At 73.4% G+C, this 20,936-nt stretch carries 23 protein-coding genes; 13 read left to right on the plus strand and 10 right to left on the minus strand.

The features are described 5' to 3' along the window. The first annotated feature begins 19 nt into the window (after positions 1 to 19). The 5 genes from tatC (at position 20) to H9624_RS08750 (ending at position 7,256) form a co-directional block, all read left to right on the plus strand. A complete protein-coding gene (gene tatC, locus H9624_RS08730; protein WP_251839501.1) occupies positions 20 to 820 on the plus strand; it encodes a twin-arginine translocase subunit TatC in 801 nt (266 codons plus the stop codon). Then, positions 817 to 1,755: a diacylglycerol/lipid kinase family protein gene (locus H9624_RS16880; RefSeq protein WP_251839502.1), complete on the plus strand. Its 939-nt coding sequence runs from the start codon at positions 817 to 819 to the stop codon at positions 1,753 to 1,755. The genes tatC and H9624_RS16880 overlap by 4 nt, the downstream gene beginning before the upstream one ends. Further along, the gene (locus H9624_RS08740) at positions 1,752 to 4,583 is read left to right on the plus strand and encodes a DEAD/DEAH box helicase (protein WP_251839503.1); all 2,832 of its coding nucleotides are present in this window, start codon (positions 1,752 to 1,754) and stop codon (positions 4,581 to 4,583) included. Before H9624_RS16880 ends, H9624_RS08740 begins: the two co-directional genes overlap by 4 nt. A gap of 379 nt (positions 4,584 to 4,962) precedes the next feature. Further along, positions 4,963 to 6,516, plus strand: a complete 1,554-nt coding sequence (gene lnt / locus H9624_RS08745; RefSeq protein ID WP_251839504.1) for an apolipoprotein N-acyltransferase — start codon at positions 4,963 to 4,965, stop codon at positions 6,514 to 6,516. Next, a complete protein-coding gene (locus H9624_RS08750; RefSeq protein ID WP_251839505.1) occupies positions 6,513 to 7,256 on the plus strand; it encodes a polyprenol monophosphomannose synthase in 744 nt (247 codons plus the stop codon). Before lnt ends, H9624_RS08750 begins: the two co-directional genes overlap by 4 nt. A 66-nt stretch (positions 7,257 to 7,322) precedes the next feature. On the opposite strand, the gene H9624_RS08755 is transcribed toward H9624_RS08750, so the two are convergent. Beyond that, positions 7,323 to 7,673 (minus strand): RNA polymerase-binding protein RbpA, encoded by a 351-nt coding sequence (locus H9624_RS08755; protein ID WP_251839506.1) that lies wholly within the window; start codon positions 7,671 to 7,673, stop codon positions 7,323 to 7,325. A gap of 153 nt (positions 7,674 to 7,826) precedes the next feature. On the opposite strand from H9624_RS08755, the gene H9624_RS08760 reads away from it, so the two are divergent. Further along, the gene (locus tag H9624_RS08760; RefSeq protein ID WP_251839549.1) at positions 7,827 to 8,780 is read left to right on the plus strand and encodes an aldo/keto reductase; all 954 of its coding nucleotides are present in this window, start codon (positions 7,827 to 7,829) and stop codon (positions 8,778 to 8,780) included. Positions 8,781 to 8,804: 24 nt separating this feature from the next. Here the strand turns inward: H9624_RS08760 and H9624_RS08765 are convergent, their stop codons facing one another. Further along, positions 8,805 to 9,293, minus strand: a complete 489-nt coding sequence (locus H9624_RS08765; protein ID WP_251839507.1) for a hypothetical protein — start codon at positions 9,291 to 9,293, stop codon at positions 8,805 to 8,807. 200 nt (positions 9,294 to 9,493) lie between these two features. On the opposite strand from H9624_RS08765, the gene H9624_RS08770 reads away from it, so the two are divergent. Continuing rightward, positions 9,494 to 9,826 (plus strand): single-stranded DNA-binding protein, encoded by a 333-nt coding sequence (locus H9624_RS08770; protein WP_251839508.1) that lies wholly within the window; start codon positions 9,494 to 9,496, stop codon positions 9,824 to 9,826. Positions 9,827 to 9,854: 28 nt separating this feature from the next. Here H9624_RS08770 and H9624_RS08775 read toward each other — a convergent pair whose 3' ends face one another. Continuing rightward, positions 9,855 to 10,649 (minus strand): ABC transporter permease, encoded by a 795-nt coding sequence (locus tag H9624_RS08775; protein WP_251839509.1) that lies wholly within the window; start codon positions 10,647 to 10,649, stop codon positions 9,855 to 9,857. Then, on the minus strand, positions 10,646 to 11,545 hold the full coding sequence (locus H9624_RS08780) for an ABC transporter ATP-binding protein (protein ID WP_251839510.1): 900 nt from the start codon (positions 11,543 to 11,545) through the stop codon (positions 10,646 to 10,648). The genes H9624_RS08775 and H9624_RS08780 overlap by 4 nt, the downstream gene beginning before the upstream one ends. A gap of 89 nt (positions 11,546 to 11,634) precedes the next feature. On the opposite strand from H9624_RS08780, the gene H9624_RS08785 reads away from it, so the two are divergent. The 4 genes from H9624_RS08785 to H9624_RS08800 are packed head-to-tail and all read left to right on the plus strand — an operon-like array spanning position 11,635 to position 15,879. Then, positions 11,635 to 12,594, plus strand: a complete 960-nt coding sequence (locus H9624_RS08785; protein ID WP_251839511.1) for a TetR/AcrR family transcriptional regulator — start codon at positions 11,635 to 11,637, stop codon at positions 12,592 to 12,594. Positions 12,595 to 12,627: 33 nt separating this feature from the next. Next, complete coding sequence (locus tag H9624_RS08790) at positions 12,628 to 13,071, plus strand: helix-turn-helix transcriptional regulator (RefSeq protein ID WP_251839512.1); 444 nt, start codon at positions 12,628 to 12,630, stop codon at positions 13,069 to 13,071. A gap of 5 nt (positions 13,072 to 13,076) precedes the next feature. Beyond that, positions 13,077 to 13,484 carry a VOC family protein gene (locus tag H9624_RS08795; protein WP_251839513.1) on the plus strand — a complete coding sequence of 136 codons (408 nt, stop codon included), beginning with the start codon at positions 13,077 to 13,079 and terminating at the stop codon, positions 13,482 to 13,484. 22 nt (positions 13,485 to 13,506) lie between these two features. Next, positions 13,507 to 15,879: an ATP-binding cassette domain-containing protein gene (locus H9624_RS08800; RefSeq protein ID WP_251839514.1), complete on the plus strand. Its 2,373-nt coding sequence runs from the start codon at positions 13,507 to 13,509 to the stop codon at positions 15,877 to 15,879. A gap of 53 nt (positions 15,880 to 15,932) precedes the next feature. Here the strand turns inward: H9624_RS08800 and H9624_RS08805 are convergent, their stop codons facing one another. Further along, positions 15,933 to 16,841 carry a hypothetical protein gene (locus H9624_RS08805; RefSeq protein ID WP_251839515.1) on the minus strand — a complete coding sequence of 303 codons (909 nt, stop codon included), beginning with the start codon at positions 16,839 to 16,841 and terminating at the stop codon, positions 15,933 to 15,935. A 201-nt stretch (positions 16,842 to 17,042) separates the two neighbouring features. Here H9624_RS08805 and H9624_RS08810 point away from each other — a divergent pair, with 201 nt between their 5' ends. Together H9624_RS08810 and H9624_RS08815 are read left to right on the plus strand one after the other, a co-directional pair. Beyond that, on the plus strand, positions 17,043 to 17,498 hold the full coding sequence (locus tag H9624_RS08810; RefSeq protein WP_251839516.1) for a hypothetical protein: 456 nt from the start codon (positions 17,043 to 17,045) through the stop codon (positions 17,496 to 17,498). A gap of 73 nt (positions 17,499 to 17,571) precedes the next feature. Beyond that, the gene (locus tag H9624_RS08815) at positions 17,572 to 17,886 is read left to right on the plus strand and encodes a hypothetical protein (RefSeq protein WP_251839517.1); all 315 of its coding nucleotides are present in this window, start codon (positions 17,572 to 17,574) and stop codon (positions 17,884 to 17,886) included. Positions 17,887 to 17,900: 14 nt separating this feature from the next. On the opposite strand, the gene H9624_RS08820 is transcribed toward H9624_RS08815, so the two are convergent. From H9624_RS08820 to H9624_RS08840, 5 genes are all read right to left on the minus strand, one after another. Beyond that, positions 17,901 to 18,194 carry a DUF4287 domain-containing protein gene (locus H9624_RS08820; protein WP_251839518.1) on the minus strand — a complete coding sequence of 98 codons (294 nt, stop codon included), beginning with the start codon at positions 18,192 to 18,194 and terminating at the stop codon, positions 17,901 to 17,903. Positions 18,195 to 18,294: 100 nt separating this feature from the next. Next, positions 18,295 to 18,534, minus strand: coding sequence for a PspC domain-containing protein (locus H9624_RS08825; RefSeq protein ID WP_251839519.1), 240 nt, complete (start codon positions 18,532 to 18,534; stop codon positions 18,295 to 18,297). Positions 18,535 to 18,821: 287 nt separating this feature from the next. Then, complete coding sequence (locus H9624_RS08830; protein WP_251839520.1) at positions 18,822 to 19,757, minus strand: hypothetical protein; 936 nt, start codon at positions 19,755 to 19,757, stop codon at positions 18,822 to 18,824. A gap of 125 nt (positions 19,758 to 19,882) precedes the next feature. Next, complete coding sequence (locus H9624_RS08835; protein ID WP_251839521.1) at positions 19,883 to 20,395, minus strand: hypothetical protein; 513 nt, start codon at positions 20,393 to 20,395, stop codon at positions 19,883 to 19,885. A gap of 78 nt (positions 20,396 to 20,473) precedes the next feature. Further along, the gene (locus H9624_RS08840) at positions 20,474 to 20,914 is read right to left on the minus strand and encodes a hypothetical protein (protein ID WP_251839522.1); all 441 of its coding nucleotides are present in this window, start codon (positions 20,912 to 20,914) and stop codon (positions 20,474 to 20,476) included. Positions 20,915 to 20,936: the final 22 nt, after the last annotated feature.

Raw genomic sequence — 20,936 nt, forward strand, 5'->3', positions numbered from 1 at the left:
GCCGCAGGACGAGGACTCCGTGGCGCTGAGGACGGGGCGCGCCCGCAACCCCGAGGGCCGCATGCGGCTCGTCGAGCACCTGCGCGAGCTGCGTCGCCGCGTGCTGCTCGCCCTCGCGGGGATCGCCGTCATGACCGTCGTGGGCTGGTTCCTCTACGAACCCGTCTTCGACGCCATCCAGGCCCCCGTCCTCGCCGTCGACGACGCCGGGCTCAACGCGGCACTCACCTTCACCACCCCGGCCGCCGCCTTCGACATGCAGGTCCGGGTCTCGCTGTGGGTGGCGACGTTCCTCGCCAGCCCGTGGTGGCTCTACCAGGTGTGGGCCTACATCGCCCCCGGCCTCACCCGCAGCGAGAAGCGCCGCAGCCTCCTGTTCGTCGTCGCCGGGGTGCCGCTCTTCCTCGGCGGCGCCGCGCTCGCGTGGCTCGTCCTGCCGAACGCGATCAAGGTCCTCACCCAGTTCACCCCCGAGGGCGCGCTCAACTACATGCCCGCGACGGACTACGTCCGCTTCGTCATGCGGGTGGTCCTCGCCTTCGCCATCGCCTTCCTCGTCCCGCTCGTCATGGTGCTCCTCAACGCGATCGGGCTCGTGTCGGCGCGCGCGCTCCTCGCCGGGTGGCGCTGGGCGGTGCTCCTCGTCTTCGTCTTCGCCGGCATCGCCAGCCCCACCCCGGACCCGTGGACGATGATCGCGCTGGCCGTGCCCATGTGCGCCCTGTACTTCGGGGCCGTCGGCATCGCCGCGCTCCACGACCGCCGCGCCGCGCGCCGGCAGGCAGCCCACGAGGCCGAGCTCCTCGAGCCGGACTCGTGAGCCGGCGCATCGGCGTCGTCACCAACCCCACGGCAGGACGCGGCCGGGCCGCCCGGTCGCGGGAGGAGGTCCTCGCCGGGCTGGGCGAGGCCGGCCACGAGCCCCTCGACCTCACCGGCCGCGACTACGCCGACGCCCTGTCCCGCGCCCGCGCAGCCCTCGCCGACGGGCTGGACGCCGTCGTCGTCGTCGGCGGGGACGGGATGGTCAACCTCGGCGCGAACGTCCTCGCCGGGACGGGCGTGCCGCTCGGGATCGTCGCCGTCGGCAGCGGCAACGACATCGCCGGGGCGCTCGGCCTCCCGGTCCACGACGTGCCCGCCGCCCTCGCCGTCCTGCGCCGCGCCCTCACCGACGACGACGGCGCGAGGCAGGTCGACGCCGTCGCCGTCAGCACCCCCGGCCAGCCGACGAGCCGCTGGTACGTGAGCTCGCTGTGCGCGGGCCTGGACGCCGCCGTCGCCCACCACGCCTCCCGTCTGCGCTGGCCCCGCGACGGCGGTCGCTACGTCCGGGCGATCTTCTCCGAGCTCTCGGCCTTCCGCCCCTACGGCTTCCGGATCACCGCCGACGGCGAGACGTGGGAGCAGGAGGCCACGCTCGTCACGGTCTCCAACACCCCGCTCTTCGGCGGCGGGATGAAGGTGGCGCCCGGAGCGGTGCCCGACGACGGCCTGCTCGACCTCGTCACCGCGAGCGGGCTCTCGCGTCCCGCCGTCGTGCGCCTCTTCCCGCTCCTGTTCTCGGGGCGGCACGTCGACCACCCCGCGGTGAGGGTGCGGCGGGCGCGCAGCGTGCGCATCGAGCCCTTCACCGCGCTGGGGGCCAACCCGCCGGTGGCGATCGTCGACGGCGAGCCGCTCACCGCGCTGCCCCTCCAGTGCGACGTCCACCCGCGTGCACTGTCGGTGCTGGCGCCTAGAGTCGAGGCGTGAGCCCACGACGCAAGCGCCGGCCCGAGACTGCGGTCGAGGGGACGGACACCTCCACCGAGCCGAGCCCCGCCGAGCGCTACGCCGCCGCGCGCCGCCGAGCCCGTGCCGAGCGCAGCGAGCTCGCCGCGTTCGCCGCCGGGATCGGCTTCCAGCTCGACGACTTCCAACGGGAGGCCTGCGAGCAGCTCGAGGAGGGGCGCAGCGTCCTCGTCGCCGCGCCTACGGGTGCGGGCAAGACCGTCGTGGGGGAGTTCGCCGTCCACCTCGGGCTGCGGACCGGGCGCAAGACCTTCTACACCACGCCCATCAAGGCGCTGAGCAACCAGAAGTACCTCGACCTCGTCGCCGCGCACGGCGAGAGCCGGGTCGGTCTCCTCACCGGTGACACGACGATCAACGGCGAGGCGGACGTCGTCGTCATGACCACCGAGGTGCTGCGCAACATGCTCTACGCGGGCTCGCCGACCCTCGCGGACCTCGGCTACGTCGTCATGGACGAGGTCCACTACCTCGCCGACCGCTTCCGCGGGCCGGTGTGGGAGGAGGTCATCCTCCACCTCGCCGACGACGTCCTCCTCGTCTCCCTCTCGGCCACGGTCTCCAACGCCGAGGAGTTCGGCGACTGGCTCACCATGGTCCGCGGGGACACCGCCGTCGTCGTCTCCGAGCACCGGCCGGTCCCGCTGTGGCAGCACGTCATGGTGCGCGACCGTGTCCTCGACCTCTACAGCGCCCGGGTGGACCCCACCGACCCCGGGCCCAACCCGCCCATCAACCCCGACCTCGCCGAGGCGGTGCGGCGAGCCGCCCGCACCGGCTCCGCGCCGCCCGGGCGCCGCCGCGACCCGCGGGGCGGCCGGGCCCGCCCGCCCGCGCGGATCGGCCACGTGCGCCCCGCGCCCCGGCCGGTCGTCGTCGAGCGCCTCGACGAGGCCGGGCTGCTGCCCGCCATCGTCTTCGTCTTCTCCCGCGCGGGCTGCGAGGCCGCCGTCGAGCAGACGCTGCGCTCGCGTGTGCGTCTGACGAACGCCGCCGAGGCCCGCGCCATCGCCCAGGTCATCGAGGAGCGGTGCGCGGCGCTGCCGCCGGAGGACCTCGCCGTCGTCGGCTACCACGCGTGGTCCCAGGCCCTGCAGCGCGGGGTCGCCGCCCACCACGCCGGCCTCCTGCCGGTGTTCAAGGAGACCGTCGAGGCGCTCTTCACCGCGGGGCTGGTCAAGGTCGTCTACGCGACCGAGACGCTGGCGCTCGGGATCAACATGCCGGCGCGCTCCGTCGTCCTCGAGCGGCTCGACAAGTGGAACGGCACCGCCCACGCCGCCCTCACGCCGGGGGAGTACACCCAGCTGACCGGCCGGGCCGGGCGCCGCGGCATCGACGTCGAGGGGCACGCCATCGTGCTCTACGGCGAGGACGTCGACCCCGCCGCGCTGGCGGGCCTCGCGTCGCGCCGCACCTACCCGCTGCGCTCGAGCTTCCACCCGACGTACAACATGGCCGTCAACCTCCTCGGGACGCTCGCCTACCCGCAGGCCCGCGAGACCCTCGAGAGCTCCTTCGCCCAGTTCCAGGCCGACCGCGGCGTCGTCGGGCTGGCGCGGCAGGCGCGGCGCAACGAGGAGGCGCTGGCCGGGTACGCCACCGCGATGACGTGCCACCTCGGTGACTTCACCGAGTACGCGCGGCTGCGCCAGCGGATCAGCGAGCTCGAGAAGGACCGGTCGCGGGAGCGCTCGCGCGCCGCGCAGCGTGCCGTCCACGCCTCCCTGGCGGCCGTCCGGCGCGGCGACGTCCTCGAGTACCGCCGCGGCCGGCGCACCCTGTGGGCGCTCGTCCTGGACGTGGACGCCGACCGCCTCGACTCCCCGGTGCTCCGGGTCCTCACCCCCGAGCCGCGCGTCCGCACGCTCACGAGCACCGAGCTGCCCCACGGCGCCACGACCGTTGCCACCGTCCCCGTCCCCAAGCACGCCAACCTGCGGGACGCCGGCCAGCGCCGCGACCTCGCCGCGCGGCTGCGCAGCGCCGTCCAGTCGGCGCCGCCCGCCGCGGTCACCTCCCGCGCCGGTCAGGCGGGCGCCGACATCGGTGAGCAGATCGACGAGCTGCGCCGCCAGCTGCGCGCCCACCCGTGCCACGGGTGCAGCGACCGTGAGGAGCACGCCCGCTGGGCCAACCGGTGGGTGGCCCTGGACGCCGAGCACCAGCGCCTGCTCCAGCGCATCGAGACCCGGACGTCCTCGATCGCCCGCGACTTCGACAAGGTCTGCGCGCTCCTCACCGAGCTCGGCTACCTCGAGCCGGACGGTGAGGGCGGCATGGCCGTCACCGACAACGGCCGCTGGCTCGCGCGCCTGTACGCGGAGAAGGACCTCGTCCTCGCCGAGTGCCTGCGCCGCGGCCTGTGGGCGGGCCTCGACGCCGCCCAGCTCGCCGCCGTCGTCTCCACCGTCGTCTACAGCGCCCGCAACGACGCCCTCAGCGCCCCCACGGGCGCCGGCGGCGGTGCGCTAGGGGACGCCGTGCGGCAGACCGTGCGGGTCTCGGACGAGCTCGCCGAGCGGGAGTCCCAGCACGGCGTGCCGTCCTCCGAGCCGGTCGACGCCGGGATCGTCTCCATCGTCCACGCGTGGGCCAAGGGCGCGCCGCTCGACACGGTCCTGGACGGGACGGAGATCGGGGCCGGGGACTTCGTGCGGTGGTGCAAGCAGATCCTCGACGTCCTCGACCAGCTCGCCACCGCCGCGCCGGACGCCGAGGGACGCCGGACGGCCCGGCGTGCCATCGAGCTCGTCCGCCGCGGTGTCGTCGCGTGGTCCAGCGTCTGAGACGGCGAGCGCGCTGACCGGCGCGGGTCCGTGAGACATCCCACGACACGCCGCGACACGCCGGTCACGGGGAGATCACGGGGCCCGACAAGCACCGGTGCTGACCTGCGTGCATGCCGCTGACCTGCGGTTTCGTGGGCTTGATGCGGTGGGCGCCGGGCGCTAGTTTCGTCTCTCGTACCGCCCGCCCGCACCGGTGGCCATCGCGCCGACCGGGACGAGCGCCGCGGCGGACAGTGGCCAGGCCCGCGTGTTCAGTAGATAACGACAGCTGCCCCCGCAGCGTCGGTCCGAAGGACACGCGGGTCGGTCACGTCCGTCCCCCCGAGGCCCCGACGGTGGGGTCAGGACCGGCCTCTCGGACACCTATCCTTGTCTGGTGCCCCTGCCCTCCCGTCGCGTCGCCGTGCTCCTCAGCGTCCTCGGGGCCCTGGCGACCGAGGCCGCCTTCCCGGGGCGCTCCTGGTGGCCCCTCGCCGCGGTCGGCATCGCCCTGCTCCTCCTCGCGCTGCGCGGCGCCACGGTGCCGCGCGCGCTCTGCTACGGCTGGGTGTGGGGAGCGGTGTTCTTCCTCATCCACCTGTGGTGGGCCGAGGAGGCCGCCGGTGCGGTGCCGTGGGTGCTGCTCGGCGTGGCCGAGGCGCTCTTCGTCGCCGTCTTCGCCGCCGGGTGGGTGCTGGCGGCCCGCTGGGGACCGGTGGCCCGGCACCCGGCACTCGGCGTCGTCGTCGTCGCGTGCCTCTGGGTCGCGACCGAGGCGGCCCGCGGCCTGGTGCCCTTCGGCGGCATGCCGTGGGGCAAGCTCGCCTTCTCCCAGACGAACGGGCCGCTGCTGCGCCTGGCGTCCCTCGGCGGGGAGCCGCTCGTCTCCGGCGCCGTCGTCGTCATCGGGGCGCTGCTCGCCCTCGCCCTGAGCCACCTGCGCCGCGCGCGGGTGGGACGCGCCAGCGGGGCGCTCGTCGCGGCGGCCGCGATCGTCGCCGTCGGCCTCGTCGTGCCCGTCGACACGCGCGCCGAGAGCGGCACGCTGCGCGTCGGTGCGGTCCAGGGCAACGTCCCCGGGCCAGGACTGGACGCGTTCGCGGTGCGCCGGGACGTCCTCGAGCGCCACGTCACCGGGACCGAGGCGCTCCTCGAGGACGTCGAGCCCGGTGAGCTGGACGTCGTCCTGTGGCCCGAGAACTCCACCGACATCGACCCGCGCGAGGACGCAGAGGCCGGCCGCCTCGTCGACCGCGCGGCGGCCGCCGTCGACGCGCCGATCCTCGTGGGCGGGCAGCGCTACGGGGAGGACTACCGGTACAACGAGGCGATCCTCTGGGTGCCGGGCGAGGGGCAGGTGGACGTCTACGCCAAGCAGCACCCCGCCCCGTTCGCCGAGTACATCCCGCTGCGCGACCTCGCGCGGAAGGTGACCGACGCCGTCGACCTCGTGTCCACCGACATGCTCCCCGGCGAGGAGGTCGGGATCATCGAGCTGGACAGCCCGCGGCTCGAGCGCGTCGTCGACCTCGCCGTCGGGATCTGCTTCGAGGTCGCCTACGGCGGGCTCATGCGGGACGCGGTCCTGGCCGGAGGCGAGCTCATCGTCGTGCCGACGAACAACGCCTCCTTCGGCTACACCCAGGAGTCCACCCAGCAGCTGGCGATGTCGGTCTTCCGCGCGGTGGAGCACGGCCGGTCGACCGTTCAGATCTCCACCGTGGGGGCCAGCGGGATCATCTCGCCCAACGGGGTCGTCACCCAGTCCTCGGGGCTGTTCACCGCCGACCGCTTCGTCGCCGACCTGCCGCTACGCACCTCGCTGACGGTCGCCGACCGGCTGGGCGTGTGGCCCACGCTCGCCGCCGCCGCCCTCGCGGCCGTCGCCGCTGCGGCGGGCCTGGCCACCACCGTTCGTCAGCGGTCCCGACGTCCGAGGAGGACCGCATGAGGACTCTCGTCATCATCCCGACCTACAACGAGCGTGAGTCGCTCCCTGCCGCGCTGGAGCGCACCCGGCAGGCCGTCCCGGACGCCGACATCCTCGTCGCCGACGACAACAGCCCCGACGGCACCGGCGCGGTCGCCGACGCGGCAGCGGCCCGTGACGACCGCGTCCACGTCCTGCACCGCCCGGGCAAGCAGGGACTGGGACGTGCGTACGTGGCCGGCTTCCAGTGGGCGCTCGAGCGGGGCTACGAGCTCGTCGTCGAGATGGACGCCGACGGCTCGCACCGGCCCGAGCAGCTGCCCGACCTCCTCGCCCGCGCGCAGCGTCCGGACGCGCCCGAGCTCGTCATCGGCTCCCGGTGGGTGCCCGGGGGAGAGGTCGTCAACTGGCCCCGCCACCGCGAGCTCCTCTCGCGGGGCGCCAACACCTACGTCCGGCTCGCGCTGGGCCTGCCGGTGCGCGACGCCACCGCCGGTTTTCGGGTCTTCCGGGCGGACGTGCTCGGGGCGCTCCCGCTGGGGGAGATCGAGTCGCAGGGCTACTGCTTCCAGGTCGACATGACCTGGCGGGTGCACCGCGCGGGCGGGCGGGTGGCCGAGGTGCCGATCAGCTTCGTCGAGCGGGCGGAGGGCGTGTCGAAGATGAGCCGCTCGATCATCACCGAGGCGCTGGTCCGCACGACCGTGTGGGGGCTGTCGCACCGCACCCGCCAGCTGCTCGCGCTCGTCCGGCGCCGCTGAGCCACCAGGACGCGCGAGAGGGCCCGCAGGCTGTGCCTGCGGGCCCTCGTCGTCGTGCCTCGTGCGTCAGGCGCTGCGCCGACGCAGCTGACCGCTGCGCAGCAGCTCCAGCCGCTCGGTGAGCAGCTCCTCGAGCTCGGGGATGGTGCGACGCTCGAGCAGCATGTCCCAGTGGGTACGCGGCTTCTTGACCGGCTTGGTCGGCTCGGGGCGGGTGGCGTCGCGCAGGAGCGCCTCCTCGCCGCAGCGGCACTCCCACAGGGCGGGCATCTCGGCCTCGGCCGCGAAGGGCAGGACGATGGTGTGGCCGTTGGGGCACTCGTAGTGGGCCTCGGTACGCTCGGCGTACTGGACGCCCACCTCGCTCTCGAGGCTCTTCGCGCCGATCCCGACTCCGCGCAGTGATCGATCTGCCATGACGCGTCTCCTCTCGGGCGCGTGCGAGACGCGCCGGTGTGAAAGCTTCTACTGGGCCCAACGAACGATGGTGTCGAGTTGTTCCACGGTCGTGGTGAACGTCCTGTGAAGGTCCCGCAGACCTTCGCCGGGTAGGGTCCCGGTGTGACCGAGATGACGTATCGCCAGCTGGGTTCCAGCGGCCTCGTGGTGTCCGCTGTCGGCCTGGGGTGCAACAGTTTCGGAGCGACCTTACCGCCGGACGAGGTGCAGCGCGTGGTGAGCGCAGCCATTGAGGCCGGTATCACCCTGTTCGACACCGCCGACGTCTACGGCGGTGAGCCGGGCCAGGGCGAGGAGCTCCTCGGCGCCGCCCTGGCGGGCCGACGCGAGGACGTCGTCGTCGCGACGAAGTTCGGGATGGACACCCGGGGGCTCAACGGCGACGACTACGGCGTGCGCGGCTCGCGCCGGTACATCCGCCGGGCCGTCGAGGGCTCGCTGCGCCGCCTGCGCACCGACCACATCGACCTCTACCAGGTCCACCGCCTCGATCCCGTCACCCCGCTGGAGGAGACCCTCGGCGCACTGGACGAGCTCGTGCGCGAGGGCAAGGTCCTCTACACGGGCTGCTCGAACGTCACCGGCTGGGAGCTCGTCGACGCGGACTGGACGGCGCGCACGGGCGGTCTGGCTCCCTTCATCTCGGTACAGAACGCCTACTCGCTGCTGTCCCGCGAGATCGAGGCCGAGGTGGTCCCGGCGGCCGCGCACGTCGGTGCCGGCATCCTGCCGTACTGGCCGCTCGCCTCCGGCCTCCTCACCGGCAAGTACCGGCGCGGCGAGCCGGCCCCGGCGGGCAGCCGCCTCGAGCAGCGGCCCGAGCGCCTCGCGAGCGCCGACTTCGACCGCATCGAGGCGCTGGAGGCCGTCGCTCAGCAGGCCGGCGTCCCGCTCCTCACCCTCGCCATGGGTGGCCTCTCGGCCCAGCCCGGTGTCGCGAGCGTCATCGCCGGTGCGCGCTCGCCCGAGCAGGTGGAGCAGAACGTCTCCGCCGGCCTGTGGGAGCCCGACGCGGACACGCTCCTCGCGATCGACGAGGCGGCCCCCGGCCCCGCCGCGGGCTGAACTGGCAGCTTGCCGGCCTGACGCTCATCTGCGGACCGCCGCGTGCAGCAGGCGGGCCCGGTGCGCACCGACGGCGACGACCGCACGCACGGGCAGGACGCCGGAGCGCGCGGCGTCGGCGACGGCGTCGCCCCAGCGGACCTCGCGCGCGACCCGGTCCCCGCCGCCGGGCGAGGCGAGGGCGACGACGAGGGAACCGAGTGGGCTCACCCGGTCCATCGCGCGGCTCATCCGCGTGAGCACGGTGAGCACCTCACCCGGCGGGGGAGCGTCGGCGAGCCCGGCGAGCTCGACGACCAGGCCCGTGGACCGGCCGTCCTCGTCGAGGGCGATGAGCCACATCGACAACCCGTCGCCGCCTGCTGCCGCACGGACCGCGCCCGCCGCGCAGGCGACGGCGTCGTCGTCACCCAGGACGATCCCTCCGGCGTGCAGCCACGCCTCGTCCTCCGTCCCGGTGCTGTCGAGGGCGGAGGCCCACGTGTCCGGTGCCAGTGTGTGGTCTGTGGTCATGGGACTGACGCTCCCAGGAGGCGGCGACCTGCGGCCGGCTCCACCGGCGGGGCTGGGGACGGCCGGACCGGTGACCGCGCTGTGGAGCAACGACGAGCGCTCCCCAGCGCCCCGGTCGCGGTGCTCGTCCACCGGTGACCGTCGCGAGGGCCGGCAGTGTCGCGCGGTCGTCCCATGCTGGGGGCGGAGAGGAGCACACGATGACCAGTGACCAGGTGGGGCACAACGCCGTCAGCCTCGTCGGCCGGGTGAGCGGGGAGGTCGAGGAGCGGGAGCTGCCGAGCGGGGACCGGCTGTCGACCTTCCGGCTCGTCGTCCCGCGCCCGGACGCCGGCGAGGGGCGAGCTCGTGTCGACACCATCGACGTCGCCTGCTGGAGCGGGCGCACCCGCCGGGTCGCGGGGCGGGTGGGGGAGGGGAGCGTCGTCGCGGTCGAGGGCGCGCTGCGACGCCGGTTCTTCGCGACCGGGGCCGGCCGCGCCTCGCGCTACGAGGTCGAGGCGCAGCGCCTGCGCCGGCTGCCCGGCACGTAGCCGGGCGCCGCCCGACGGGGCATGCCTCTCACCGCCGCCCCGCGCGCCGCCGGAACTGGACGGCTGCCCAGAGGACCGCCCCGAGCAGGATGCCCGCCAGCCATGCGGCGGCGAGCACGGGTGCGCTGCCCGCGTTGGCGCCCATGAGCAGGCCACGGAGGGTCTCGATCACGGGCGTGATGGGCTGGTGCTCCGCGAAGCCGCGCAGCCAGGTCGGCAAGGAGTCGGCGCCGACGAAGGCAGTGGACAGGTAGGGCAGGAAGAGCAGGACGAAGCCGTAGCCCGTCGCGGCCTCCGGACTGCCGGTGGCCAGCCCGATCGCGGCGAACAGGTAGGTGATCGCCAGGACGTAGACCGCGACGACGAGCACGGCCACCAGCCACTCGGCCGCGTTCGCGGTCGGCCGGAACCCGACGAGCACCGCTACCCCGACGACGATCCCGGTGGCCAGCAGGTTGCGGAGCAGGCTGGCGACGACGTGCCCGGTGACGACGGCCCAGCTGCGCATCGGCAGCGTGCGGAAGCGGTCCATGATCCCGGAGGCAGCGTCCCCGGCGACGTCGACGGCGGTGGAGGCTGCGCCGTAGCCGGCACAGAGCAGGATGATCCCCGGCACGACGTAGTCGACGTACCCGCCGCCCGGGTCCAGGGCGCCGCCGAAGACGTAGACGAACAGCAGCATGAGCAGCACGGGCAGCAGCACGGCCATGAGGAGCGACTCGACGTTGCGCGTGCTGTGCCTCAGGCTGCGGCCGATGAAGACGGCCTCCTCGGTGCCGAGCCTGAGGGGACGGGCGGGAGGGGCGGTGCTGAGGACGGTCATGCGGGCGTCCTTCCGGTGAGAGCGGGGGAACCGGGCGCGGCCTCGGTCATGGCGAAGAAGACGTCGTCGAGGCTCGGGCGGCGCAGGTGGAGCTCGCCGCGCAGCCCGAGGGCGTCGATGGTGTCGAGCGCGTCCCGCAGCCCGGCGGGGCTGCCGTCCGTCGGCTCGGCGTGGAGGACCTCGCCGCCCGGCCCCCGTAGCTCCACGACGTCCTGGCCGACCGCCCGCTTGAGCTCGGCCGGTGTGCCCTCGGCGACGATGGCGCCCTCACGCAGGATGGAGACCCGGTCGGCGAGCTCGTCGGCCTCCTCGAGGTTCTGCGTCGTGAGCAGGACCGTCGCCCCGCCCTCCCGCAGCGAGCGGATGACGTCCCACAGCTCACGGCGGCTGCTCGGGTCGAGCCCGGTGGTCGGCTCGTCGAGGAAGACGACGGGCACCGCCACCACGAGGCTCAGTGCGAGGTCGAGGCGCCGCCGCATGCCGCCCGAGTAGGTCCGCACCTGGCGGGAGGCGGCCGGGCCGAGCCCGAAGCTCTCGATGAGCTCGCGGCTGCGAAGGCGCGCCGCGCGGCGTCCCAGCCCCTGGAGGGCGGCCATCATCCGGATGTTCTCCGTCGCCGTGAGGAGCTCGTCGACGGCGGCCGCCTGGCCGGTGAGGGCGATCCTGCGGCGGACCGCGACGGGGTCGCGGACCGGGTCCGCCCCGGCGACCGTGACGGTACCGGCGTCCGGCCGGACGAGGGTGGCGAGGATGTTGACCAGCGTCGTCTTGCCGGCGCCGTTCGGCCCGAGCAGCGCATGGACCATGCCGGGGTCGACGGTGAGGTCCACCCCGGTGAGGACCTCCAGGGCTCCGAAGGACTTCCGTACGCCGCGGACGAGGATCGTCGGGTCCATGGTGATCTCCCGTCTCAGTGGTGTGTATGGCCTAAACAGTAGATGGCATACACAGAGGTGTCTACCCCCTACACGGTTAGGCTGGGCGAATGGACACGGAGCCCGAGGACGTGCCGCTGCCACGTGGCGTGGCACTGGCGTGGGGCGTGGCCGCCCACCCCCAGCGTGGTCCCAAGCGCGAGCTGAGCATCGAGCGCATCGTCGAGGCAGCGATCGAGATCGCCGACGCCGACGGGTTGGGGGCCGTGTCGATGACGGCAGTGGCGAGCCGCCTCGGGTTCACGACGATGTCGCTGTACCGCTACGTCACCAACAAGGACGAGCTCCTCATGGTCATGGGGGACACGGCCCTGGGCCTCCCGCCGCTGAGCCTGTCGGAGGCAGGGGACTGGCGTGCCCGCCTGGCCGCGTACCACCGCGAGGTCCTCGCCGTGTACGAGGCCCACCCGTGGCTGCTCGACCTTCCGATCGCCGGTGTCCCCGGGACCCCGGGGAACGCCGCCTGGTTCGACGCGGGACTGGGCACCCTCGCGGACACGCCGCTCAGCTGGCTGGAACGCACCGCCGTCCTGCTCCTCGTCATGGGCCAGGTCCGCTGGACCGCGAGCGTCCAGCGCGGCTACGACGCCCGAGCCGCTGCGGACGGGGTCACCCCTGACGACCTGGACCGCGTCATGGCCCAGGTGCTCGGCACCCTGGTGACCGCGGAGGCCTTCCCGAGCCTGCGCGTCGCACTCGACAGCGGGGTGCTCACGGACGACAGCGACCCCTTCGCCTTCGGGCTCGAGCGCCTGCTCGACGGCGTCGCGCTCTACGTCGACTCGCGGGCCGACGACGCCCCCAGGCAGTCTCCCGAGGAGCCGGCTGGCGCCCCGGCCGAGGGCTTCCCCAAGGACCCGAAGGTGCGGGAGGCCAGAGCCGCGCGCCGCGAGGCGGAGAAGGCGGTCCGCGAGGGCGAGCGCCGGCTGCGAGAGGCCCTCAAGCGGGAGCGGGAGGCGGTGGCCCGTGCGCGGGAGCGGGCGGCACGCGGAACGGGCGGCGGGGCCTAGGCACGCCGGGCCGGACGTGGCACGATCGGCGCCGTGGACACCGCCGCCGAGCAGCGCCTGCAGGACCTCGCGCTGCTCCGCCGTGTCCGCGACCGGATCGACCGCGAGTACGCGCAGCCCCTCGACGTCCCCGCCCTCGCTCGCGGCGTCCACATGTCCGCCGGGCACCTGAGCCGGGAGTTCCGTCGCGCCTACGGCGAGCCGCCCTACTCCTACCTCATGACCCGCCGCATCGAGCGCGCGATGACGCTGCTGCGCCGGGGCGAGCTGAGCGTCACCGAGATCTGCTTCGCCGTCGGCTTCTCCTCCCTGGGGACGTTCAGCACGCGCTTCCGGGAGCTCGTCGGGGTGCCGCCCAGCGCGTACCGCGAGCGCGCCTCGGACCTGCCCGGCGGGATCCCGCCGTGCGTCTCCAAGCGCGTCACCAGACCGGTCAGGAATCAAGAAGCCCGCGTCGCTGCCGTGCCCCTAGCGTGACCGCCATGGACATCACCATTCACGCCAGCTTCCTGCCCACCACCGACCCGGAGGCCTCGCTCGCCTTCTACCGGGACGCGCTCGGCTTCGAGGTCCGCCAGGACGTCGGCCAGGGCGCCATGCGCTGGATCACCATCGGCGCGCCCAGCCAGCCCGGCACCTCGATCGTCCTCTACCCGCCGACGGCGGACCCCAACATCACCGAGGACGAGCAGCAGACCATCGCGGAGATGATGGCCAAGGGCACCTTCGCCAGCGTCCTCCTCGCCACCCCGGACCTCGACGCCGCCTTCGAGCGGGCCCAGGCCGCCGACGTCGAGATCATGCAGGAGCCCACCGACCAGGACTGGGGCGTGCGGGACTGCGCGTTCCGCGACCCGGCCGGCAACACCGTCCGGCTCCAGCAGAGCTGACGACACACCAACGGAGACCCGGATGACGACGACCGACACCTCGACGGCCCCCGCGACGCAGGCCGACACTCACGACCTCATCCGCGTGCGCGGCGCCCGGGAGAACAACCTCCAGGACGTCGACGTCGACATCCCCAAGCGGCGGCTCACGGTGTTCACCGGGGTCTCCGGCTCGGGCAAGAGCTCACTCGTCTTCGACACCGTGGCCGCGGAGTCGCGACGGCTCATCAACGAGACCTACAGCACCTTCCTCCAGGGCTTCATGCCCACCCAGGCACGCCCCGACGTCGACGTCCTCGAGGGCCTGACGACGGCGATCATCGTCGACCAGGAGCGGCTCGGCGCGAACCCGCGCTCCACCGTCGGCACGGTGACCGACGCGAACGCGTTCCTGCGCATGCTCTTCAGCCGGCTCGGTGAGCCGCACGTCGGGTCCCCGAACGCCTACTCCTTCAACGTCCCGTCCGTCACCTCGCAGGGAGCCATCTCCGTCGGCGGGAAGAAGGCCGTCAAGGCGACCTTCAACCAGCTCGGCGGCATGTGCCCCCGCTGCGAGGGACGCGGCGCGGTCACCGACATCGACCTCGCCCAGCTCTACGACGAGTCCAAGTCCCTCGCCGAGGGCGCGATCACCGTCCCGGGGTACGTCGCCGACGGCTGGTACGTCAAGCTCTTCATGGAGTCCGGCTTCCTCAAGCCGGACAAGCCGATCCGCGACTACACCAAGCGTGAGCTGCACGACTTCCTCTACAAGGAGCCCGTCAAGGTCCCCGTCGGCGGGGCGAACATGACCTACGAGGGCCTCGTCCCGAAGATCAAGAAGTCGATGCTCGCCAAGGACCGCGACGCGATGCAGCCGCACATCCGGGCCTTCGTCGACCGCGCCGTCGTCTACCAGACCTGCCCCGACTGCGAGGGCACGCGGCTGGCCCCCCACGCCCGCGAGTCGACGATCCGCGGCGTCAGCATCGCCGACGCCTGCGCGATGCAGATCAGTGACCTCGCCGAGTGGGTGCGGGGGCTCGACGAGCCCTCCGTCGGCCCGCTGCTCGACAACCTGCGCCACCTGCTCGACTCCTTCGTCGGGATCGGCCTGGGGTACCTGTCCCTCGAACGCCCCTCGGGCACGCTGTCCGGCGGCGAGGCCCAGCGCGTCAAGATGATCCGTCACCTCGGCTCCTCCCTCACCGACGTCACCTACGTCTTCGACGAGCCCACGGTCGGGCTGCACCCTCACGACATCGAGCGGATGAACGCCCTGCTCACGCAGCTGCGCGACAAGGGCAACACCGTCCTCGTCGTCGAGCACAAGCCGGAGACGATCGCCATCGCCGACCACGTCGTCGACCTCGGTCCGGGGGCCGGCACCGGCGGCGGGGAGATCGTCTACGAGGGCAGCCTCGAGGGTCTGCGGTCGAGCGGCACGCTCACCGGCCGCCACCTCGACGACCGGGTGCACCTCAAGGACACCGTCCGCGAGCGCACCGGCGCCCTGGAGATCCGCGGCGCGCGACAGAACAACCTCACCGGGGTCGACGTCGACATCCCCACCGGGGTCCTCACCGTCGTCACCGGCGTGGCCGGCTCCGGCAAGAGCTCCCTCATCCACGGGAACCTCGGGGGACGCGAGGGCGTCATCGTCGTGGACCAGGGCCAGATCAAGGGCTCGCGCCGCTCCAACCCGGCCACCTACACCGGCCTGCTCGAGCCGGTGCGCAAGGCCTTCGCCAAGGCCAACGGCGTCAAGCCCGCGCTGTTCAGCGCGAACTCCGAGGGGGCGTGCCCCGTGTGCAACGGCGCCGGGGTCATCTTCACCGAGCTCGGGTTCATGGACACCGTCACCACCACCTGCGAGGAGTGCGAGGGCCGGCGCTTCCAGGCGGCGGTGCTCGAGTACACCCTCGGGGGGCGGAACATCGCCGAGGTGCTCGAGATGCCCGTCGCCGAGGCGGAGGCCTTCTTCGCCGACGGCGAGTCCCGCACCCCGGCCGCGCACGCCATCCTCGAGCGCCTCGCTGACGTCGGCCTCGGCTACCTCACCCTCGGCCAGCCGCTCACCACGCTCTCCGGCGGGGAGCGCCAGCGGCTCAAGCTCGCCGTCCACATGGGGGAGAAGGGGTCCGTCCTCGTCCTCGACGAGCCGACGACCGGCCTGCACCTCGCCGACGTCCAGCAGCTGCTCGCGCTGCTCGACCGCCTCGTCGACTCCGGCCGCACGGTCGTCGTCATCGAGCACCACCAGGCCGTCATGGCCCACGCCGACTGGCTCGTCGACCTCGGCCCGGGCGCCGGGAACGACGGCGGACGGGTGGTCTTCGAGGGCACGCCCGCCGACCTCGTCGCTGGCCGGGCCACCCTCACCGGCGAGCACCTCGCCGCGTACGTCGGCGGCTGATCGCACGAGAAGGCCCCCGCCGTGACACACGGCGGGGGCCTTCTCGTGCCCACTCAGGGGCGGCGGATGCCGAGGGTGTCAGGGGTGAGGCTGTCGTCCACGCCGGCGCCGTACCAGTTGCCGACCACCGTGGTGTCCGACTCGCGTCCGTACGTCACCACGTGGTCGGCGTCGCCTCCCGCGATGCGGTCCTTGAAGTAGTAGGTCTTGCCACGCCGGACTGCCAGCGTGGAGATGCCGTCGGGACCCCACGGGCCGCCGCCCCAGTCCCCGACGTAGACCTCGTCCCCGGCGCGGCCGTAGGTGACCACCTTGTCGGCGTCCCCACCGTCGAAGGTGTTGCTGATGTGGTAGGTGTTTCCCCGCCGGACCGCGAACGTGTCCTTGCCGTCCCCGTCCCAGTCGCCGACGAGGACGTCGTCGCCGGCGCGGCCGTAGTAGACGACGGCGTCCGCGGGCCCACCCGTGAGGGAGTTCTTGATGTGGTACTCCACTCCGCGGCGAACGGCGAGGGTGTCCTTGCCGTCCCCGTCCCAGTCGCCGACGTAGATCCGGTCCCCGGGCCGGCCGTAGGAGAGGACCTCGTGGGGGCGCCCAGCGGTGTAGCTGTTGCGGATGTAGAACGTGCTGCCGATCCGGTAGGCCAAGGAGTCGAAGCTGTCCCAGTCCCAGTCGCCGACGTAGAAGCGGCCGCCCGGGTTCCCGTAGCGGAACGAGTACTGCGTGTTGCCGAAGAAGTCCGCGAGGTGGAACTCGTTGCCGGTGCCGCCGATACCGCCGTCGTCGATGTCCCTCGTGCTCGAGCCGTCATCGGCGGGGATACCGGGCTGGGCGGTCGGCACGGTGGTCGAGCCGGAGGCAGAGGCGGGCACGGCGAGCCCGCCGGCCAGGAGCGCTCCAACCGCCAGCGCTGCGGCGGTCCGAGCCATCCGGTAGGTCGAGAAGGTTCGTTCGGTCGTCACGGCGGTGTGGTCCCTTCAGTCGTTGTGTCGCGCCAGTATGGCGTCCACCACCGACAACCACGTCCGGGGGGCACCGTTCGTGGACCCGGTCTCCTCGGCCGCCTCCGGGATCCCCACGGGCAGCACGACGGACGAGTCCCCCCTGGTGCAGCTGGACTGCTGAGGCGTGCAAGGAGAGCGACCGCGGCGACACAGACAGGTATGGAGCGACGCCGCCGACAGAGGCCCGGGACCTGGGCCGCGCTGATCGCGCTGCTCGTCGCTGCCGGCTGCGGTGTCCCGGCCGCACAGGGCGCCTGCATCTCCTGGGCACCCGCCGACGACGACGCCGCCCGGACCGAGCTGGCCAACGTCGTCGTGGAGGGCCGGCCGCTCGAGCGGGTGGGGGAGCGGGCCATGTTCGGGGTGACCGCGACGGTGTGGCGCGTGGAGGTCGACCGCGTCCTCAAGGGGACGGCCGAGCCGGGAACCACCATCGACGTCGCCGCCACCCCGCGCTCGTGCGAGGCAGGAGGCGCGTACCCCGACGGTGACCCCCTGGACGGCGCGGGCCGTCTCCGGCTCTACCTCAGCGACTCGGACTTCGGGATCGAGGGCACCGAGGCCGGCCTCGCACTCATCACGCCGTTCGACGGCGTCGGCGCTGCGGAGGGCTGACGGCACGAGCCCGCGACCGGTAGCGTTGCCCCCGGGGGACCGGATGACGACGACGTTCACGGAAGGCCCGCTCGTGGCAACGCCTGCCCCCAGCCCCGCAGTCCCCACCGCCAGCAGCAGCGCGCTGACCTGGCTCATGCTCGTGTTCGCTGTCCCCGTCCCGATCGGGGTCGTGCTCGCGTTCCTCCCGCAGCTGCGGGACATCGGCGAGGTCTCGCACTGGCCGTGGGACGCCTACGGGTTCCTCGGCTGGTGGCTCGTGCCGCTCAGCCTGGCCGTGGCCGCCGCGCTCGGCGCGGCGCGGCCGGCAGGTGCTCGGAGCCGCGCGGTCCGGGTGCTGGCCGTCCTCGCGGTGCTGACGACGGCCGCGCTGTTCCTCAACCCCTGACCGGGGCGCCGGGCTCACGAGTCGTCGGGCCGGGTGTCCTTGCCGTCGAGCCACAGGCGGTCGGAGGCGTCGGCGTGGGAGCCGCCGGAGCCGACGTGCGTGGCGCTGATGCGCTCGCCCTTGGTGATGACGTGGACCATCGCCATGGCGTGGCCTCGTCCGAGCCCGTGCTCGTCGCGCAGCCACTCGACGATCGGCGTGGCCTTGGTGTCCGGGCCGAAGCCCCGGTCGTTGGCCTGCTCCAGCAGCTGGCGCGGCGTGAGGCCGGTCTTGGTCTCGACGGCGTCGAGGTAGGCCTGGAAGGACATCGCTGCTCCTCTCCGCGGGAGCGCCGGCGCGCGCCCGGTGCGCCTCACCGTACAGAGGCGGTCAACCCCGCCGTCCGAGGGCAGCGGCGCGCCAGCCGCGTCAGCGGGAGAGGACCCGCTCGAGCGGGATGCTGCCGTCCTGCCAGGGGAGCAGGGCCCACAGCGCGACGTAGAGCACCCACCCGATGCCCGGCAGCAGGAACGCGAGCAGGAGGAGCAGGCGCACGATCATGACGTTGGCGCCGAGGCGGGCGGCGACCCCACCGCAGACGCCGCCGAGGATGCGCTGGGGGCCGCGCCGGAAGCCGGTGCGGCGGATGCTGTCGAAGAAGGTGCTCATGGCGTCCACGCTAGGGCCGCCGCCGGTGCCCGGGCATCGGGGAGCACCCTGATCCCACCCTGGTCCGCGTTGCCGTGCGCGCGGGGCACGCGGGGATCACCCTCCGGCGAGGCCTCAGGGCGTCCCCAGCGGGTGGGGGCGGGCGCCGAGCTCGCCACGGCTGCGCGTCTCCGACTTGGCGAACACCGCGGGAGGTGGTCCTGCGCCGTGTGGTGGCAGCCAGGTGATGCGAGCGCTCAGCCAGGACGTCACTCCGCTCGTCGCACTCGTGGCCACCCTGTGGCGACTCAGGCCGCGTCCCACCAGCGCAGCACGCGCAGGGCCCGGAGGGTCACCCACCGGCTGGGGAAGCCCTCGCCCTCGCCGAGGTCGAGGAGGGTGGGTCCCTCGTGGTGCAGCTCCAGCGTCCACAGCCCTCGCTCGTCCGCCTTGCCCCGGACGAGCTCGACCGCCTCCGCGAGGCGAGGGTCGCGGCGGTCGGCCAGCCGGAAGTGCTCGAGGCCGCGCAGGACGTCGTGGTACCAGCGCACGGGGTAGGACAGCATCGTCATCCGCGGGTCGGCGACGGCGCCGTCGGAGCGACGACGGAACAGGCCGCGCTCGAGCAGGTACTCCTCGCCCGCGAGCCGGGCCTCGCGGACGTCGGGATCGTCGTGGCCGGCACGCTCCCACGCGAGCAGGCCCTCGACGACGCAGATGGTGGAGTGGAAGGAGGAGACCGAGGCACCGTGCTCGGCCCAGCAGTTCCACCCGCCGTCCGGCAGGCGGCCGGCCAGCAGGGTGGAGACCATGGGGGAGGCGTCCTGCTCGAAGTACGCGGCCGTGCGCAGCGCGACGCCGTTGATGCAGGGCTCGACCTCGCCGTCGAGGAAGGGCTCGCCCTCGTGCTCCCAGCGCACGTGCTCGCGTACCAGGGTGAGGGCGCGTCCGGCCTGTCGGCTGCGCGGGTCCAGGCCGAGGTCGGCGAGCTGCTGGAGGGCGAAGTGGGTGGCCGTCCACGCGTCGAAGAACGGACGCGACTCGTCCACCCACCCGGGGCGGTAGGTGCCGCCGTCCCAGCGACCGTCGTCGGCCTGCTCGGCGAGGAGCTGCGCGCCCCAGCCGGTCGTCGCGACCCGGGCGCGCTCCGCGCTCACCTCGTCCTCCGGTGCGTCGGTGAGGTCGGAAAACACCTGCCAGCGCAGTGCGGGGTCCGAGTCGAGCAGCCAGGCCACGACGTCCATGCGCGGAACACTACGCCCGCCAGTGTCAGCGGTCGTCGGAACGGCATCCCTCCAGGGATCCCGTGACGGGCGCGCGGACGGGTCTCCGCGCCGACCCCGCCGGCGCGATGACGACCCCTCAGTAGTCAGTCACGCGCCAACGCCCAGGTGCTCAGGCCGGTCACGCCACCGGCCACCAGCCCGATCCGGGTGTGTGCGTACCGCACACCGCGTGCCGTCAGCCGCTCGCCCCACCGGTGGATCGCGCGCTCGCCTGCCACCGACGCGCCGACACCCAGCGCGGCCAACGCCACGCCGGCCACCGCCCTGACCGGCCGAGCCCGGTTCGGTGGGGTGTCACCCAGCCCGAGTGCCTGCGCGTCGATCACGGGCGCGGTCGCCATGCGTGCCACGAGGGCGGTGGGCACCGCCTCTGCTGCTGGCGCCTTCCCGCCTCCCTCGGCGGCGTCCGGGGTGCCGCCGTCGGCCACCCGAGCGGCTCGCGCGGCCCACGCCGCACCCCCGACGATCACCGCCACCTTGAGCCACCCGCGTGCTCGACGCGACGCGACGACGTCGGGCAGCGCGTACCAGACGCCGGTCAGCACGCCGTTGAGGACGGCGTCGCCCGCCGTCCCATGTGCTTCTTGCCTACCCACGTGTGCTCCCTCGTCCGGTGTCGAACCACTAACGCTCGGGCCGCCGGGCAAGTTCCGTCGAATGTGACGATCCCGCGATCATGCCGGACTGTGTGAGTCGCGCTCGAGGGTCTGCTTCGCCCAGCTCGAAGGTGCTGCGCAGTCCGTGGCATCCCCGAAGCTCCATTCGGGCCAGATCGTGTCCGGTCCAGCACACCCCACGAGGCTGCGGTCCCCAAGGGGCTCAGTCAGCTCTACGGCGACTTCCTCGATCCGGAGGTCCTCACTGCAGGGGCTGTTCTTGTCCACGCGCAGATACGCCCTGATTTCCACGACCTCGCCGCCCTCGTCGACGTCAACTCTGTCGTAGTCGACGCATGTGCTTCCTCCCGCGTACACCAGAAGAGAGAGCTGGTGCCCGCTGGCGTCTTCGCTCACCGACCACTGGACGCGCTCGACTGCCACGCTCGCACTGGTACAAGCCGACGCAGCTGCGAGGACACCAATGGCCATCAGGATCGGGCGCACCGGCGTGATCATGCACGTAACCGTACGTCCGCAG

The organism is Oceanitalea stevensii, assembly GCF_014837105.1.
Lineage (GTDB): Bacteria > Actinomycetota > Actinomycetes > Actinomycetales > Actinomycetaceae > Oceanitalea > Oceanitalea stevensii.